The following is a 14,689-nucleotide window of genomic DNA, read 5'->3' on the forward strand; positions in this document are numbered from 1 at the left end:
TCGCGCCATTCGGGCTTCTGACTGCTCGGGCAGTCCCGCCGCACGAACTCTCTCTCTCGCCCCCAAGCCGAGTGGCGAACCGCTTGCCGAGGCGCAGGCGACTGATCATCTGGAGACTCATGTCCGAGATCGACCGCGTCTTCGCCCGCTTCCGCGACGACAAGTCTCCTGCCGTGACGCGCCGCGAGGTGCGCAACGTGCCCCAGCGCGGCACAAGGGGCAGCAGGACCGTCGAGGCCGTGCATGTCCGCACCGGCGCCCCCAGCCGCGGCGCCGACCAGGCGAAGGCCCCCTCTTTCGGCGTCCGTGCCGCGTCCTGGGAAGACGGGTTTCCTGCGCGCGACGCGCCGCCGGCGTTCGCCGACACGACGAAACCGGCGGCCGCCGCACCGGCCACACCGAGCTTCCACGTCATGCCGGTGCGCTCGCCGTCCGTGCCAGCGGCCGAACCTGCGCCTGCGGTCCCCGCCACGGAGCCTGTCATCGAAGCCCGCCGGGGGCGTGGGCGGCCTCGCAAGCAGCCTGCGGTAGCACCGGCCCGGCGCGTCGCTGACCCCTTCGATGCGAACGACGACGGCGCCAACTGCCTGCGCTGCGGCTACATAATCGAGGCTGCGCGCGAGCGGCGCGGGCTGACGACTTGCGCGAAGTGCGGGTAGCCTCGTCGGTTGCGCGTGAAACGGAGTCCAGCGGCGCGTGCCCAGAGGATCGTACGTCACTTGCGAATCAAACCTACCGAAACGCCCGCCCATCCCTTCTCCGCATCGTTGCGCGCTCGGTAGTGTTTGCGAAGGTGGCGGACTTTCTGCCATGGGCCGGGGTGTAGCGGCAAAGTGGCCATCGGCCAGGGCAAAGCGGCTGGACGAGGAGGCGAAGCGCCTTGCCGACGAGGATCTCGGTTCAGCGCGACGTCAAGAGCTTCCGACACGCGCGCCGAACCAGCCAGCCCGATAAGCCGGGCGCTTTGGCGATGGCGTCGGTGAGCGCGCGGAGTTCGGCTTCCGCCTTGGCGCGGGCGGCGGCAGCTTCGAGGGCTTGCCCGCGCGCGACGAGGCGTGCTTCGTCGAGAACCTCCATCCGGCGCTTTGCGTAGGCGTCGGCACCGCTGTGAGCAACCTCCTCAAGCTGCCGTTGAGCCGCGGCCAACTCGCGGCGAAGCTGCTCAACGTCGGCCTGCAGGTCACCGGCGCGGTGCGTCACAGACGGCGCGTTCGCAGCGACCTTCTGGCGGCGGCCGCGGCGGGTCATGGTGCGCTCCACGGTGGCCGTGGCGCTGGCCGGCTGCTGTTCTCGGTCAAGAAGGGCATTATCGTCGCTCGCTGCGCACCGCTTTGGTTGCATCGTGGACGGAGAGCGGCGCAAGCTGTCATCCTACGTCCGGGTGGGACAGCAAGCCCGCCGGCGTCAAGATGCTTTCTGCCAGGCTGGTCCACTACGATGAACAGGGTGTCCGGCTTTGGCACTGGCCATCGCCGTACGCGTTGCGCGCGTGTCCTGAAGGTGATCTGCTTGCCGCATGAAACCCGCACCGGGGCGGGTTGCGGAGAGGTCGCCAATGCCGCTGCGGCGCCGCGTGTTCCCGCTGCTGGCCACCGCCCTCGCCGCGCGGGCCCCGGTTCGCGGGCAGCCGGGCTCGGCTGCGGCCTACAGGCCCGACCGGCCTGTGCGTTTCATCGTGCTGTACCAAGCCGGCACCGCGCCGAACGTTGCGTCGCGCCTCTGGTGCGCGGCTATGGCCGGGCTCACCGGACGGCCGTTCTTTGTCGAAAACCTCGCGGGAGCGGGCGGCACGCTGGGCGCGGTCGCTATCGCCCGCGCCGCGCCAGACGGGTACACGATCGGGCTCGGGAGTGCGGCGGCACTTGCCGTCGCGCCCGCGCTGTTCGCGAGCCTGCCCTACGAGCCCGCCGGCGACTTCGCCCCGATCTGCGGCTTCGAGATGACTCCCAACATGGTGGCGGCGCATGCCGACCTGCCGGCGCGCTCTGTCACGGCTGCGCAAGCACTTCCGGGCGGCGCTGGATCGAGGCGGGACGGAGGCGACGACGAAGGTGGCGCAATCGCTGTTCCGGATGGCGACGGAGGGGAACAACGTCGCGGCGGCGGTCTTCTGGATGAAGGCACGGGCGGGCTGGAGCGAGCGGCACCGGGCGGACCACGGCTTCAACGCGCCCTTCGCGGTGATCAGCGGTGTCCCGCGCGCCGACGATCTGAGCGACGACGAACTGGCTCGCATCGCCGGCCGCGGGCATCGCTGATGAAGATGGACCCCCTTGCCGTCGTCGATTGCATGTGCTGGACGCGCCGGATGACGACATGACGCCGGACGAGTGGGTCGCGCGCTACAAGCCAGGCGAGTGAAGCGCAGCAAGCGAGGCCTGGTCAACACCGACCAACGACCGTTGCTCGGTGTTGAACAGCTCGGTGTGTGTTCTGCCGCCGGCGGCGATTCTGGGCAGCCGGCTGCGCGCAGCCACGTTATGCACCGATGCGGCTCGCGCTTGTCCTCGGCACCGCCCTATTGCTCACCGGCGCGACCCTGACCGCGGCTGCGGATGACTGCCCGGTCGCGCCGCCGGGAGAGCCACAGCGCACCTACCGAAACTCGCGATTCGGCTACACCTTCGTCTACCCGCCAATCTTTACGCTGGACCCGGACAGCGTTCCTGCCCTTGGTGACGGCGCTAGGTTCTGGACATCGGACCGCCGCGCCACGGTGGTCGTGAACGCGGCGCCGGCTAACCAGGCCCAGACGCTTCGTGACCTCCTGGCCGAGGCCGAGGGAGACGTTCTGCACAACAGCCAGGGCGAGATCACCTACCGCCGCATCCGCGACAACTGGTTCGTCATCTCCGGATACATGATGGGGCGCATCTTCTACCGCCGCACTCTTCTGACCGGCACCGGCGTCGTCGCGACCCTCTGGATGGAATTCCCGCGCGAAATGCGCGCGTGCCTGGACGGTGCCGTGACGACGATGTCCCTCTCGTTCAGGCCGCTCGGACTCCGGTAACCGCTCGCCGCGGCCTTCACCCCGCCCTGCCCGCGAGCAGGATCGACGCCGCCCTCAGCGACATTCTGCGGTCGGTTGGCGCCTGCCAGGCCCCGGCCGAGCCGGTCGAGCACGACGGCAGGCGCTTACTGCCCGCCGCTCCAGAGCAAGTCGTAGATGCGCTGGCCTACGCGATGCGCTTCAACGAGCGTGGAAAGGCGCGGCGGACGGGCTTGGAGTACGCGTCGAAGCTTGCCGCCGACGAGCTTGTCCGCCATCTCCTGTCGAGCGGGTTCGTGCTGATGCGATGCTCGCCTGCGCCGCACCACAGCGTCTGATCTACTAGCGCCCCAGTGGCGTCCAGCCGGGCAGGAGCTCCGGGAGCTGCCCGGCGGCGACATCTGTGCGTCGGTCCGCTGCCTGGCGCCGACGCAATTCACGGTAATACGATTGCTGCGAGACGCTCTGCGATCCTGTATATCAGAGTTCAACGCTACTCCATTCCGCTCAGCCCCTTCAGCTTCCGAATTCGGCCGCCGCAATCCAGTGAGCGGCCCTTTCTGGGAGGAAGACAATGGGTCAGAGTTTGAGAAGGCCTCGCGCTGCTCTAACAGTCACCTTGATGCGACGACTTGCCGTGCTGGCGAGCGCTCTCGCGTGCGCCCCGGGCATACCCGCGCTGGCGCAAGGCTCTCCCCAGCCAGCGGCGGCCGCGCTGGAACAAAGCCGTGCGGCTCTGGCGAGGTATCAAGATCCGATCGTCGCCGTACGAGACGGCTATATGTCCACTCTGGGCTGTGTCCACTACGCCGAGGGCGGCATGGGGGTTCACTTCCTCAACCCCGCCCTGATCGGTCCGGCACCCGATCCACTACGCCCTCAGATACTTGTCTATGAACCGGCTCAGGATGGCCGGCTCCGGCTTGTTGCGGCGGAATGGTTCGTTCCGTTGGCCACTGGAATTGCGGAGCGCCCAAGCCTCTTCGGCCGTCCATTCGACGGACCAATGGAAGGTCATGAGCCGCTCATGCCGCGAGATCTGCATCACTACGATCTGCACGTTTGGCTCTTCAAGTCGAACCCGGCCGGCATGTTCAATACTACGAATCCGGAGGTGACGTGTGCTGGGCACGGGTACGCGTTGCTCGAGCAACCCCCTGCTGATGTCCCGCACGGCCGACACTAGCCCGGCGACACGCAGCTGAACGAATTCGGCCGGTGTCAATGCGCAGGCGGACGTGGTGACAGCGTTTCCCGTTCAGGCGCCACTTCGCCTGCGCGTGCTGTGAGGAGTTGCCCGTTGCACCGGCGTGACCTGCCTGGCTTTCTCGCCCTCAGGTTCGGTCCCTGGCTCGTAGAGTATCGCGCTTCTGCTGGATGGGACGCCTAGCTGGACCCGTGCGTGCTCGTTCATCGCGTCGAGGACGGCACGTCGTTCATCGTGCCAGCGGACGCTGGTGAGATCAGCTTGAAGTCGGGCAGCATTGTAAGCAACAAACCTGAGGTGTCCCTGCTGGGAGCTGGCTTCCACCTTCGTGTCGCACGCATCGATCGAGCAGCGGACACCGCAACCATCGAGGTCTCGCGCACCCAGCCGCAGTTGCCGCAGCAATGGCCGCCATCTGGGCCGTTCCAGACGCCTTGGGTCAAGTGGGCGGACCTGATCGGTGGACGGACAGCCGCTGACAATCCAGCGGGGCTCGTTAATGCATGAGGCCCTGCGGCAGGTCGCGCTTCACGAAAGCGGAACGGGCCTGGCGTCCCCCGACTTGCGCCGGACCATTCGCCAACAGGCGCTGTCTCGCCTCGTGGCGCTTGCGAGCCAGGGCATTGCCGCCGACACCGGCATCAGGCCGAGTTTGACCGAACCTTGCTCGCCAATCGGCCGAAAGGTGATCGTCCAGCTTAAGGCATCGTTTGCCGCGGTGAGGGTTCACTCGCCCACCGACCTGCGCAGCACCAACGAAAGCGCTACAGCAGACCCTCTCGCCGAAAGCTGAAGCAGCCGCCGTTGCCGATAATGACATGGTCATGCAGATGGTGAGGCTCGCGGCGGCGGCCGTGATCTCGCGCGTAACCTCAAGGGCTGCCTGCGACGACGTCAGATCGTCCGATGGATCGTTGTGCTCCAGGTTCAGCGCCGTCGCACGCAACTCCAGAGCCCGTTTTCTGGCCTCTGGGGCACGGACAGCCAGCGAACCTCGTCAGCCTTTGCCCGATGTGCCACGCCGCGGTGCACCCCCACCTCGGCATCGCGGCGGGAAGCCGCAAAACACCAGATTCTGCACGCCGTGCAGCGGCGCGTCAGCCTGAGCCTGCGACGTCATCCGACGCGCTGCGGGCTCACCATCCAGCTGGCCCGATCACGCGCCGGTTTGAGCGGTCCCGAGCGTGACAGCGGCGGTGAGTCAGCGGAGCAAGCGGGCAGAACCCTTAAGTGCATGATGGCGCACAACCGTCATTGACCACCGTTGCATCGCCTGCCGCGCGTCATGCGCGGCGGGATCGGCACTCTTCCTGCCCGTCGCGCGAAAATTGACCACCGTCAAGGCGGCCCCGCGCGTCGGCGTGGTAGGCAGGAGGCTGTCCCGGCGCGGACGTGAAGACCGTCGCCATGATGCGGGGCCACCGCGAGCCGGAATGCTCTCTGCATCCGATGAGGAAGGAGAATCGGCATGTCCAGCAGCCTTCAACCCTCCGACCGTTCCGCAGGCCGCGTCGATCGTCGCTTCCTCGGCGACCCGATGTTTGCCTTCCAGCGCCTGTTCGACGATGTCTTCCGCGGCTTCAGCATGCCGGCGCTTGCGGGCGCTACGGGTGCCGGTCTTGGCAGCCTCATGATGCCGCAGATGGACGTGAGGGAGACCGAGAACGAGTTGCGCATCGCGGTCGAGATGCCGGGCGTCAGCCCGGACGACGTCGAAATCCAGATCGACGACGACCTGCTCACCATCCGGGGCGAGAAGAAGCTCGAACGCCGGGACGACCGCGAGAACATGCACTTCACCGAGCGCGCCTACGGCACCTTCCAGCGCATCCTGCGCCTGCCGTTCAAGGTGGACCCGGCCCAGGTCCAGGCTCGGTTCGACAACGGCGTGCTCGCCGTCACGCTGCCCAAGCCGAAGGGCCGGGAGGCGTCGCGCAGGATCAGCGTGCAAAGCGGGACGCAGCAGCAGAGCGGGAATGGCGGCGAGGCTCAGCGGAACGGTGGGCAGCGCGCGGACCAGGGTGGCGCCACGCCCACCGGCGGCGGGTGACATTCGCTCCCGCGTCGCTGCAGGATCCACAGGAGGCCCCATGGCAACGTCCACAGGCGGTCGTCCGGAGCAGTCCTGGTCGGCGCCCGCCGCCGACCAGGTGCCGACCGGCAAGCTCCCCTCCACGTCCGATCCCATCGAGGCACTGAGTGCCGGATTGGCGGAGAACTGGTGGGCAATCGCTCTGCGTGGCGTGCTCGGCATCGCCTTCGGGATCCTGGCGTTCGCCGCGCCAGTGGCAGTGATGCTGTCGCTCGCGCTGCTGTTCGCGGCCTACTGCCTGATCGACGGCGTCCTCGCGATCGTCGCCGCGGTGCGGGCGGCGAGAACGCGGGAACGCTGGTGGCTGCTCCTGCTCGAGGGCGTGCTCAATCTCCTCATGGCGGCGATCGCGTTCGTCTTCCCGGCCGGCGCGGTACTGGCCTTCGTCCTCGTCACGGCGGCCTGGGCCATCCTCTCGGGCGCCACGATGCTCGGAGCGGCGTTCCGGCTGGCGGTTGGCGCCGGCCGCTGGTGGCTGGTGCTCGGCGGCATCGTGTCGATGGTCTTCGGTGTCCTGCTCGTCCTCGCCCCGCTCGCCGGCGCCATCGTGCTCACCTGGTGGCTCGGCGCCTACGCCATCGTCTTCGGCGGGGTGATGCTCATCCTCGCCTTCCGCCTGCGCCGGCGACGCCATGACACGCCGGCCGTGCCGGCCGGCGCAACAGGCTGATCGCATCCGCATCGGGGCAGCCTGCGGACCGGTCCGGTAGACAACAAAAAGGAGGTCGCCATGAAGAAGTACGCGCTCGGCTCGGCCGTCGTGCTGGTTGTCGCTTCGCTGGCCGCGCCAGGCCCACGGCCCGTGCAGGCGCAGGCGGTGGAGCTTGTCATCCTCGATGTCGCCGCGGTGGCGCGAGGATACCGCGCAAGCAAGCTGACCGGCAGCAGCGTGGTTAACGACCGCGACGAGCGGATCGGCACGCTGGACGACATCATCCTCGACCGGCAGCAGACGCGCGCGCTCTACGGCATTCTGCAGGTCGGTGGCTTCCTCGGCCTCGGCGGCCATCTCGTTGTGGTGCCCTTCGAGAGCCTCCGCGTCGCAGACGACGGCAAGATCACGCTGCCCGGCGCTTCGCGGGAGCAGCTCAGGCGGCTTCCGGAGTTCATCTACCGCGCTTCCTGAGCGGGTCGCGCCCGTCCGCTTTCATGGCCTGCCTGAAGCTCGTCACGGCCGCCTCCCGAATGGCGGCCGTGCCGCGCTGCATCACCCCTCAGGCATCCGATCGAGCACTTCAGCCACACCATGGAGCCAGTGCCGCGCGGCGCGGATGTCGTCGTCGCTTTCCGCCCGGGCTGGGCCGGAGCCGCTCTCGGCCCTGGCGAGCGCACTTCCAAGGCCCCTGCGCACGCCGCGCGCGGGCCGCGGCAGGATGGCGAAGCCCGCCGCCTCGATCGCGGCAAGGGCGGCACGAGCCTGGGCGCGGTGCAGCGGTTCGACAACGCGGCTTGCGGCGGCCTCTGCGATGGCCTGCGTCACCACCTCCAGCAGATCGGCTTCGGTGTCCGGTGTCGCGTCGTCCATCGCCTGTCCCTGCCGCGCCGACGGAAGCTGGCTACGGCCATCATGACGTCGCCGCCGGCGCGGGGTTCCGGCCGCGCGGGATCGCCGGATTCATCGCGCGCCGCGTCGTGATTCGAAGAGACGCCGAAATTGACCGTTGTCATGGCGCCTACCTGGCTGCGTGCCCTAACACGTTCTGCCCGCCCCGGCCGGTGGCGACGTGCAGGCCAGAGGCACGCGGCCGGCTGCACCCAGGAGGACGACGGATGGCCAGGATCCTAGCGCCGGGGACTCCCGCCCCGGATTTCACGCTGCATGTCACGCCCGATCAGGCCCTGTCGCTCGGGGACTTCCGCGGCAGGCCAGTCATCCTCGCCTTCTATCCCGCCGACTGGAGTCCGGTCTGCGGCGACCAGATGGTCCTCTACAACCAGGTCCGCCCCGAGTTCCAGAAGCACGGCGCGGAGGTGCTGGGCATTTCCGTGGACGGGGCCTGGTGCCACCAGGCCTTCGCGCAGCATCGCAACCTGCACTTCCCCCTGCTCGCCGACTTTGAGCCCAAGGGGGCGGTGTCGAGGACCTATGGCGCCTACAGGGAGCACGACGGCGTGGCGGAGCGCGCGCTTTTCGTGGTGGATCGGAACGGCACGATCTTCTGGAGCTACTGCTCGCCGGTGGCCGTCAATCCCGGCGCCGACGGGATCCTCGACGCACTCGAGCAGCTGTCCGAACAGGAGACGCACCATGAGCATGTTGCGGGTACCGGTCACTGAGCACGATCACATCCGTGGCGGCGTAAACGCCCGGGCGACGCTCGTCGAGTACGGCGACTACCAGTGCCCGCACTGCGCCGCCGCGCATCCTGTCGTCAGTCAGCTTCTGGCGGGGTTTGGCCCGCGGCTGCGCCTCGTCTACCGCCACTTTCCGCTGACCCAGGTCCATCCGCATGCCGAGACCGCCGCCGAGACCGCCGAGTTCGCAGCGGCGAACGGCGAGTTCTGGCAGATGCACGACATGCTGTTCGAGAACCAGCATCGGCTCGGCCTGCCGTTGCTGGTCGTGCTGACGCGGTCGCTGCAGCTGCCCGTGCAGAAGCTGGAGGAGGCGCTGCTGAGCCGAACCTACGCGCCCAAGGTCCAGAGTGACTTCCTCGGCGGCGTGCGCAGCGGCGTGAACGGCACGCCCGCATTCTTCATCGGGGACCAGCGCTACGATGGGCTGCATGACTATGCGAGCTTAGCCATGGCCATCAACGCCCGGTTCTTCGCCGATCATGCGTGAGCCTCCGATCAGTCGGCGGCGTCCGCACCTCGGCTCTGACGGGCGGCGCCGTGCGGCCCTGCGTCCGCCCGGGGCAAGGCGGAGAGCTCCGGCGCATGGTCCTTCGTCGCTCACCCCAGATCGAGGACTTCGGGGGCGAGGATCCTGAAGCAGCGCGTGCTCGTCAGCCTGATGGCATAACGGCATTTGAGCTTCGTGAGGCAGCGGCTCACTGTCTCGACCGAGAGCCCGAGGTAGTCTGCGATGTCGTAGCGCGACATCGGCAGGGTAATCGTATCGGCTTGCCTTTCGGACATGCGTTCGGCCATCTCTAGAAGAAAGGCGCCGACCTTCTGTGGCGCCCTCGTCCGCCCGAGGGTGAGCGTTCGTGCCTGGGAGCGCGACATCGTCGCGATCGCCAACTGGCAGATCAGCATCGCGACGCTCGGGTCGCGCTCGGCGAGCATCTCGATCTCGCGGCGGGGGTAGGAGACCAGGACTGTGCCGTTCACGACTGCCTCGGCGGCGAACCGGTGCTGGTTGCGCACGCCGAAGCCGAAGCAGTCGCCTGGTAGAAGGAAGTCCACGATCTGGTGCCGTCCATCGGGCAGCAGCGCCTGTTCCTTCGCGAGGCCGGAGACGACCCGGTACCAATGGTCGGCAGCGTCGTTGCGACGGTAGACTTCCTGACCGCGACGGCACGAGAGGACCGCTCCCACCGAGTCCAGCGCCTCGAGCGGGCTCGCCCGGAGGCAGGGTTGCCCATCGGGCACGGCGCGACCCCCGCAACGCTGTTCGCCATTCGGCATGGTGCGCGCTCGCCCTCCTTGCGGCACGGCGAACCCCGGTTGCCGCGGGACGATATCCACGTGTACCGCGCCCGGGCGATCGATGGACCTGCGTGGCGCAGGTTGCGGCGGAGGGCCGACGGGTTCAGGTAGGCCAAGGGCCTGGTGGTGCTGAAGAACGGCGGCGGGCATGACGGCTCCGATCAGCCGCTCCAGGGCGGCAGGGGAGATTGCCGGCGCGCAGCCGAGCCGACGACGAACGCCCTCTCGCCGGTCAGGCCGGGAACGGCCAAATCGAAGCCAGTGGCCGGGATCCCGGATGGCCGCTTCCGCACTCGCGCCGGAAACAGTCTGGTGTTGCCGCGGTTTTCTATGGGTGAGTTCCTAGGGTGAGTCCCGCGCGGAACTCCACTTAGGAACCCACCGGATAGACGTCGGCGGCCTGCTGCGCGAGATGAAGCAGGCATCGGGCAGGCGCAGACACGAAATGCAATTGCGTCTGCCAGGAGACACTCGCGCGACTGAAGCCCCTGGGCGGAGCGGACGCGTCGGACGATCCGTGCGTGAACGGGCCGTGGTCCGCTGCGATCCAGCGCAGGTGTGCCCACGCGCCGCGGCACCAGCAGGGTGACTGCTTGAAGGGACAGCCAGCATGAGCGAGTCGAGCAATGTCGGCGGCGATCGTCCGAGGACGGTGCGGGTGACCTACGTGTCGACGGATGGCCAGCGCCGAACGGTCGACATGAACGAGCAGGAATATCGCGAGCTGGTCCGTCAGCAGCGGTTCAGCTCGCCGCTGGAGTCCCTGTTCGGCGGCCGCGGCAGCCTGTTCGACGAGTTCTTCGGCGACGATCACCTCGGCGGCCCGCGCGCCGGCCGCCGCGATGAGGACCGCGACCAAGGGGCGGGCCAGCCGATCCCGATCCGTTCAGGCCGCCGGCGCGGTCCCGCTGCTGCCGCCGGCGCGGAGCGCCTGAGTGAGCACGCACTCGAGCTGCTGCAGGAGGCGGCGCGCACGGCCCATGAATGGGGCCGGCGCGAGGTGGACACCGAGCACCTGCTCCACGCGCTGGCCGGCACCGAGGTCGTCCGCACCGTGCTTGAGCAGGTCAAGGTCTCGTCCGACGACCTGCGCCAGCAGCTCGAGCGCGAGGCGCGGCGCCCGAACGGCGCCGCTGCCGCCCCGGCGCCGGCGAACGACACCGAGATCGGCGTCTCCCCGCGCGTGAAGGATGCGCTCGGCCGTGCCTTTGCCGCCTCTCGCGAGCTCGGCCACTCCTATGTCGGGCCGGAGCATCTGTTGATCGGCCTGGCCGAGGAGGACGAGGGCGCCGCCGGCGCGATGCTCCGCCGCCTTGGCCTGACGCCGCAGTCACTGCGCCAGCAGATCGTCAAGGTGGTCGGCCGCGGTGCCGAGGAAGGGCGCGTCGAGCGCCCGACCAACACCCCGAATCTCGACAAATACTCGCGCGACCTGACCGCATTGGCGCGGGAGGGCAAGCTCGACCCGGTGATCGGCCGTGCCCGGGAGATCGAGACCACCATCGAGGTGCTGGCCCGGCGCAAGAAGAACAACCCGGTGCTGATCGGCGAGCCGGGGGTCGGCAAGACCGCCATCGCCGAGGGCCTCGCCCAGCGCATCGTCGCCGACGAGGTGCCGGAGGCGCTGCGCGGCAAGCGGCTGGTCGAACTCTCGGTCAATTCCATGGTGGCCGGCTCGAAATACCGCGGCGAGTTCGAGGAGCGGATCCAGCAGATCCTGCAGGAGGTCCGCGCCCGGTCCGAGGAGCTGGTGCTGTTCATCGACGAGCTGCACACCATCGTCGGCGCCGGCTCCTCCGGCGGCGAGGGCGGGCTCGACGTGGCAAACACCTTCAAGCCGGCCCTCTCGCGCGGCGAGCTGCACCTGATCGGCGCCACCACCTTGAACGAGTATCAGAAGCACATCGAGAAGGACGCCGCGCTGGAGCGGCGCTTCCAGCCCGTGATGGTTGCCGAGCCGACCGTCGAGCAGTCCATCATGATCCTGCGCGGCCTGCGCGACACGCTGGAGGCGCACCACAAGGTCACCATCACCGAGGAGGCGATCGTCGCCGCGGCCGAGCTCTCCGACCGCTACATCACCGGCCGCTTCCTGCCGGACAAGGCGATCGATCTGGTGGACCAGGCCGCGGCACGGGTGAAGATGAGCGCCACCGCGCGGCCGCCCGAGGTGCAGGAGCTGGAATCGGAGATCAGCCAGCTCAAGCGCGAGCAGGACTACGCGACCTCCCGCAAGCGCTTCGACCGCGCCAAGGAGCTTCAGGCGGACCACGAGGCGCACACGAAGGAGCTGGAGGAGGCGAATGAGCGCTGGCGGCGAGAGCGCGGCTCCGGCACCGCCGAGGTGCGCGTGGAGCACATCGCGCAGATCGTCTCAAAGCTCACCGGCATTCCGGTCACCGAGCTGACAACGGAGGAGCGCGAGCGGCTGACGAGGCTCGAGGAACGCATCCACGAGCGCCTGGTAGGGCAGGCGGAGGCGGTGAAGGCGGTGGCGGACGCCGTGCGCCTCGCCCGTGCCGGGCTGCGCGAAGGCAAGCGGCCGGTCGCGACGTTTATGTTCCTCGGACCGACCGGAGTGGGCAAGACCGAGCTCGCCAAGGCGCTGGCGGAGGTCGTCTATGGCGGCGAGGACGCCATGATCCGCATCGACATGAGCGAGTACATGGAGCGCCACACGGTGGCGCGGCTGGTCGGCGCGCCGCCGGGCTATGTGGGCTATGAGGAAGGCGGGCAGCTGACCGAGCGGGTGCGGCGGCGGCCCTACGCCGTGGTGCTGCTCGACGAGATCGAGAAGGCGCACCCGGACGTACACAACGTCCTGCTGCAGATCTTCGACGACGGGCGGCTGACCGACGGCAAGGGCCGGGTGGTGGACTTCACCAACGCCGTGATCATCGCGACCTCGAACCTCGGTTCCGACATCATCCAGCGGCACCTGCGTGAGAAGCAGGGTGCCGGCAGCGCGTCGGAGCAGGCGGACCTCAAGGACGAGGTCATGGACGTGCTGCGCCACAACTTCCGGCCGGAATTCATCAACCGTATCGACGAGGTCATCGTCTTTCACGCGCTGGACAAGGCGCAGATCCGCGACATCGTGCGCCTGCAGCTCGAGCGTGTGAAGCGCACCGCGCATGGCCAGCGCGTGACGCTCGAGCTCGACGACGCGCTGGTCGAGCACTTCGCGGAAGCCGGCTATCGGCCAGAGTTTGGCGCACGGGAGCTGCGCCGGCTGATCCGGTCCGAGCTGGAGACGCGGCTGGCGCGGGCGATGCTGGCGAACGAGGTGAAGGCGGGCGACACCGTGCGCGCCGGCTGGGACGCTGCCGCCCGCAAGGTCGTTCTGACGCCGCAGCCGCGCCCCACCCCTGCTGAAGGCGAGGCCGAGACAAGCGGCGGTGAGGCCAAGGCCGCGAGCCAGCCGGGAGGTCGGGCTGAGTCCATGGCCGCGAACCAGCACGGCGGGCGGCCGGCGCGGCGGAAGCCGGCGGCCTAGCGGCGCCGGCTGGTGGGAGAGGCCATGCACGGGCTGGCGCAGGGCAGTGCGGCGGCAGAGGCGCCCGACACGCGGCCACCGCCCACCTCATTGCGACGCTACTGGAAAGCCATGTCCTCCGGCGTGCAGCAGACGCAGGACGCCTGGCCGGCACTCACGGTGTTCGAGCGCTTCGAGCAGGTGGTCGCGCTGCTCCTGACCTTCCTGATATCGGCGCTCGTCCTGGTCGCCGTCGTGCATCTGGTGTCCAGGATCCTGTGGCTCGTCCTTCATGGCCTCGTCGATCCGGCCGAGCAGCAGGTGTTCCAGGCGGTGTTCGGGATGGTGATGACGGTGCTGATCGCGCTTGAGTTCAACCACTCGATCCTGGGAGTGCTGCAACGCCGGCACGGCATCGTGCAACTGCGCACGGTGGTGCTGATCGCGCTGCTCGCGCTGGCGCGCAAGTTCATCATCATCGACCCCGCGCACGCCGCGCCCTCGACGTTGCTCGGCCTTGCCGCCTCGATCCTTGCGCTAGGTGCCGTCTATTGGCTCGTGCGCGAACAGGACCGGCATGCTTCGGAGAAGGAGGACGCCCACGGCCCGGGTGCCCCTGCGCCGTGACCCCGCCGACCCGGACGCCCGAGGTTCCCCGGAGGTCGCCGGTGCTGCCCGGGACGGCCGTGCCCGCGCGCGAGCTGCCGCCCGTTCGGATCCACCAGGCGCCGCGATCCGTCAGGCAGTCGGCTCCAGGCCGGGGGCAATGGGTTCTGGAGTTCGCGCCGGGCCTGTCACCGACGGAGCAGCCCGACCCGCTCGCCCATCTCCGCCTCGTATTCCCGGACGTCTGGAGCGCCATCGATTTCGCCGAACGCCATGGCTGGCGCTACGAGGTGGACGAGCCCCCGCCGCGGCGAATCCCGCCCAGGAGCCGTGCGGACCGATTCCGGTACGATCTGGTCGAGGCGCTGCGCTGGGCGGAGCCATGGCCCCACTCGACGAGGAGCGACGATCAGCCCGGCAGGATGGTTGCGCGTGCATCGCCGCCAGCGGCGGACGCCCGCGCCGGTCAGCCCGCCCCGCTGGTACCGGCGGTGAGCGACAACTCCGCCGCGCCGCTGGACCCTGTCGAGGAGGCCGGCATCGAGTCGTTTCCAGCCAGCGACCCGCCTGCCTGGACCGGCATGGCAATTAGGTGAGGAACGCGGCGGCCCAGCGTGGGCTGTCCTGAGGAAGCTGCGGGCCTTCGGCAAGCCGGGTGCGGGATAGTCGAAGGCGAAGAGCTCATCGGGGAAGCCGTAGAAGTCGTGGATGGTCCGCGGGCGA

General features: G+C 68.8%; 15 protein-coding genes and 3 pseudogenes. 14 read left to right on the forward strand and 4 right to left on the reverse strand.

What is annotated here, in order from left to right; translation table 11 throughout:
• Window positions 1-659: pseudogene (locus tag ACLF3M_RS34615) on the forward strand (hypothetical protein); the annotation flags it as partial.
• 241 nt (window positions 660-900) lie between these two features.
• Here ACLF3M_RS34615 and ACLF3M_RS34620 read toward each other — a convergent pair.
• Entirely contained in the window at window positions 901-1,248 is a 348-nt protein-coding gene (locus ACLF3M_RS34620; RefSeq protein WP_430661581.1) for a hypothetical protein, read from the reverse strand.
• 484 nt (window positions 1,249-1,732) lie between these two features.
• On the opposite strand from ACLF3M_RS34620, the pseudogene ACLF3M_RS34625 reads away from it, so the two are divergent.
• The 5 genes and pseudogenes from ACLF3M_RS34625 to ACLF3M_RS34645 form a co-directional block, all read left to right on the forward strand.
• Window positions 1,733-1,933: pseudogene (locus ACLF3M_RS34625) on the forward strand (tripartite tricarboxylate transporter substrate-binding protein); the annotation flags it as partial.
• A gap of 31 nt (window positions 1,934-1,964) precedes the next feature.
• Window positions 1,965-2,258 carry a hypothetical protein gene (locus tag ACLF3M_RS34630; protein WP_430661594.1) on the forward strand — a complete coding sequence of 98 codons (294 nt, stop codon included), beginning with the start codon at window positions 1,965-1,967 and terminating at the stop codon, window positions 2,256-2,258.
• A gap of 230 nt (window positions 2,259-2,488) precedes the next feature.
• A complete protein-coding gene (locus tag ACLF3M_RS34635; protein WP_430661582.1) occupies window positions 2,489-3,013 on the forward strand; it encodes a hypothetical protein in 525 nt (174 codons plus the stop codon).
• Window positions 3,014-4,394: 1,381 nt separating this feature from the next.
• Complete coding sequence (locus ACLF3M_RS34640; RefSeq protein ID WP_430661583.1) at window positions 4,395-4,706, forward strand: hypothetical protein; 312 nt, start codon at window positions 4,395-4,397, stop codon at window positions 4,704-4,706.
• Window positions 4,699-4,992: a hypothetical protein gene (locus tag ACLF3M_RS34645; protein ID WP_430661595.1), complete on the forward strand. Its 294-nt coding sequence runs from the start codon at window positions 4,699-4,701 to the stop codon at window positions 4,990-4,992. Before ACLF3M_RS34640 ends, ACLF3M_RS34645 begins: the two co-directional genes overlap by 8 nt.
• A gap of 93 nt (window positions 4,993-5,085) precedes the next feature.
• Here the strand turns inward: ACLF3M_RS34645 and ACLF3M_RS34650 are convergent.
• Window positions 5,086-5,145: pseudogene (locus ACLF3M_RS34650) on the reverse strand (hypothetical protein); the annotation flags it as partial.
• Between the two features lie 522 nt (window positions 5,146-5,667).
• On the opposite strand from ACLF3M_RS34650, the gene ACLF3M_RS34655 reads away from it, so the two are divergent.
• The 3 genes from ACLF3M_RS34655 to ACLF3M_RS34665 are packed head-to-tail and all read left to right on the forward strand — an operon-like array spanning window position 5,668 to window position 7,417.
• Window positions 5,668-6,249 (forward strand): Hsp20/alpha crystallin family protein, encoded by a 582-nt coding sequence (locus tag ACLF3M_RS34655; RefSeq protein ID WP_430661584.1) that lies wholly within the window; start codon window positions 5,668-5,670, stop codon window positions 6,247-6,249.
• 40 nt (window positions 6,250-6,289) lie between these two features.
• Entirely contained in the window at window positions 6,290-6,961 is a 672-nt protein-coding gene (locus ACLF3M_RS34660) for an HdeD family acid-resistance protein (RefSeq protein WP_430661585.1), read from the forward strand.
• Window positions 6,962-7,021: 60 nt separating this feature from the next.
• Complete coding sequence (locus ACLF3M_RS34665) at window positions 7,022-7,417, forward strand: PRC-barrel domain-containing protein (RefSeq protein WP_430661586.1); 396 nt, start codon at window positions 7,022-7,024, stop codon at window positions 7,415-7,417.
• Window positions 7,418-7,498: 81 nt separating this feature from the next.
• Here the strand turns inward: ACLF3M_RS34665 and ACLF3M_RS34670 are convergent, their stop codons facing one another.
• Window positions 7,499-7,816, reverse strand: a complete 318-nt coding sequence (locus tag ACLF3M_RS34670; RefSeq protein ID WP_430661587.1) for a hypothetical protein — start codon at window positions 7,814-7,816, stop codon at window positions 7,499-7,501.
• 245 nt (window positions 7,817-8,061) lie between these two features.
• Between ACLF3M_RS34670 and ACLF3M_RS34675 the strand changes: the two genes are divergently transcribed.
• Both ACLF3M_RS34675 and ACLF3M_RS34680 read left to right on the forward strand, forming a co-directional pair.
• Entirely contained in the window at window positions 8,062-8,568 is a 507-nt protein-coding gene (locus tag ACLF3M_RS34675) for a redoxin domain-containing protein (protein WP_430661588.1), read from the forward strand.
• Window positions 8,540-9,076 (forward strand): DsbA family protein, encoded by a 537-nt coding sequence (locus tag ACLF3M_RS34680; RefSeq protein ID WP_430661589.1) that lies wholly within the window; start codon window positions 8,540-8,542, stop codon window positions 9,074-9,076. The genes ACLF3M_RS34675 and ACLF3M_RS34680 overlap by 29 nt, the downstream gene beginning before the upstream one ends.
• Window positions 9,077-9,186: 110 nt before the next feature.
• Here ACLF3M_RS34680 and ACLF3M_RS34685 read toward each other — a convergent pair whose 3' ends face one another.
• On the reverse strand, window positions 9,187-9,924 hold the full coding sequence (locus ACLF3M_RS34685; RefSeq protein WP_430661590.1) for a helix-turn-helix domain-containing protein: 738 nt from the start codon (window positions 9,922-9,924) through the stop codon (window positions 9,187-9,189).
• Between the two features lie 571 nt (window positions 9,925-10,495).
• Here ACLF3M_RS34685 and ACLF3M_RS34690 point away from each other — a divergent pair.
• The 3 genes from ACLF3M_RS34690 to ACLF3M_RS34700 are packed head-to-tail and all read left to right on the forward strand — an operon-like array spanning window position 10,496 to window position 14,562.
• Window positions 10,496-13,381 (forward strand): ATP-dependent Clp protease ATP-binding subunit, encoded by a 2,886-nt coding sequence (locus tag ACLF3M_RS34690; RefSeq protein ID WP_430661591.1) that lies wholly within the window; start codon window positions 10,496-10,498, stop codon window positions 13,379-13,381.
• Window positions 13,382-13,405: 24 nt separating this feature from the next.
• Window positions 13,406-13,987, forward strand: a complete 582-nt coding sequence (locus tag ACLF3M_RS34695) for a phosphate-starvation-inducible PsiE family protein (protein WP_430661592.1) — start codon at window positions 13,406-13,408, stop codon at window positions 13,985-13,987.
• Window positions 13,988-14,028: 41 nt separating this feature from the next.
• Window positions 14,029-14,562 carry an NADH dehydrogenase ubiquinone Fe-S protein 4 gene (locus ACLF3M_RS34700; protein WP_430661593.1) on the forward strand — a complete coding sequence of 178 codons (534 nt, stop codon included), beginning with the start codon at window positions 14,029-14,031 and terminating at the stop codon, window positions 14,560-14,562.
• Window positions 14,563-14,689 lie beyond the last annotated feature (127 nt).

The organism is Falsiroseomonas sp. HW251, from assembly GCF_050563545.1.
Classification (GTDB): domain Bacteria; phylum Pseudomonadota; class Alphaproteobacteria; order Acetobacterales; family Acetobacteraceae; genus Falsiroseomonas.

Coding starts and splice junctions, on each gene's coding strand:
- ACLF3M_RS34655 (WP_430661584.1), top strand. CDS start 5,668: ATGTCCAGCAGCCTTCAACCCTCCGACCGTTCCGCAGGCCGCGTCGAT.
- ACLF3M_RS34690 (WP_430661591.1), top strand. CDS start 10,496: ATGAGCGAGTCGAGCAATGTCGGCGGCGATCGTCCGAGGACGGTGCGG.
- ACLF3M_RS34695 (WP_430661592.1), top strand. CDS start 13,406: ATGCACGGGCTGGCGCAGGGCAGTGCGGCGGCAGAGGCGCCCGACACG.
- ACLF3M_RS34675 (WP_430661588.1), top strand. CDS start 8,062: ATGGCCAGGATCCTAGCGCCGGGGACTCCCGCCCCGGATTTCACGCTG.
- ACLF3M_RS34635 (WP_430661582.1), top strand. CDS start 2,489: ATGCGGCTCGCGCTTGTCCTCGGCACCGCCCTATTGCTCACCGGCGCG.
- ACLF3M_RS34620 (WP_430661581.1), bottom strand. CDS start 1,248: ATGACCCGCCGCGGCCGCCGCCAGAAGGTCGCTGCGAACGCGCCGTCT.
- ACLF3M_RS34660 (WP_430661585.1), top strand. CDS start 6,290: ATGGCAACGTCCACAGGCGGTCGTCCGGAGCAGTCCTGGTCGGCGCCC.
- ACLF3M_RS34630 (WP_430661594.1), top strand. CDS start 1,965: ATGCCGACCTGCCGGCGCGCTCTGTCACGGCTGCGCAAGCACTTCCGG.
- ACLF3M_RS34645 (WP_430661595.1), top strand. CDS start 4,699: ATGCATGAGGCCCTGCGGCAGGTCGCGCTTCACGAAAGCGGAACGGGC.
- ACLF3M_RS34670 (WP_430661587.1), bottom strand. CDS start 7,816: ATGGACGACGCGACACCGGACACCGAAGCCGATCTGCTGGAGGTGGTG.
- ACLF3M_RS34680 (WP_430661589.1), top strand. CDS start 8,540: ATGAGCATGTTGCGGGTACCGGTCACTGAGCACGATCACATCCGTGGC.
- ACLF3M_RS34665 (WP_430661586.1), top strand. CDS start 7,022: ATGAAGAAGTACGCGCTCGGCTCGGCCGTCGTGCTGGTTGTCGCTTCG.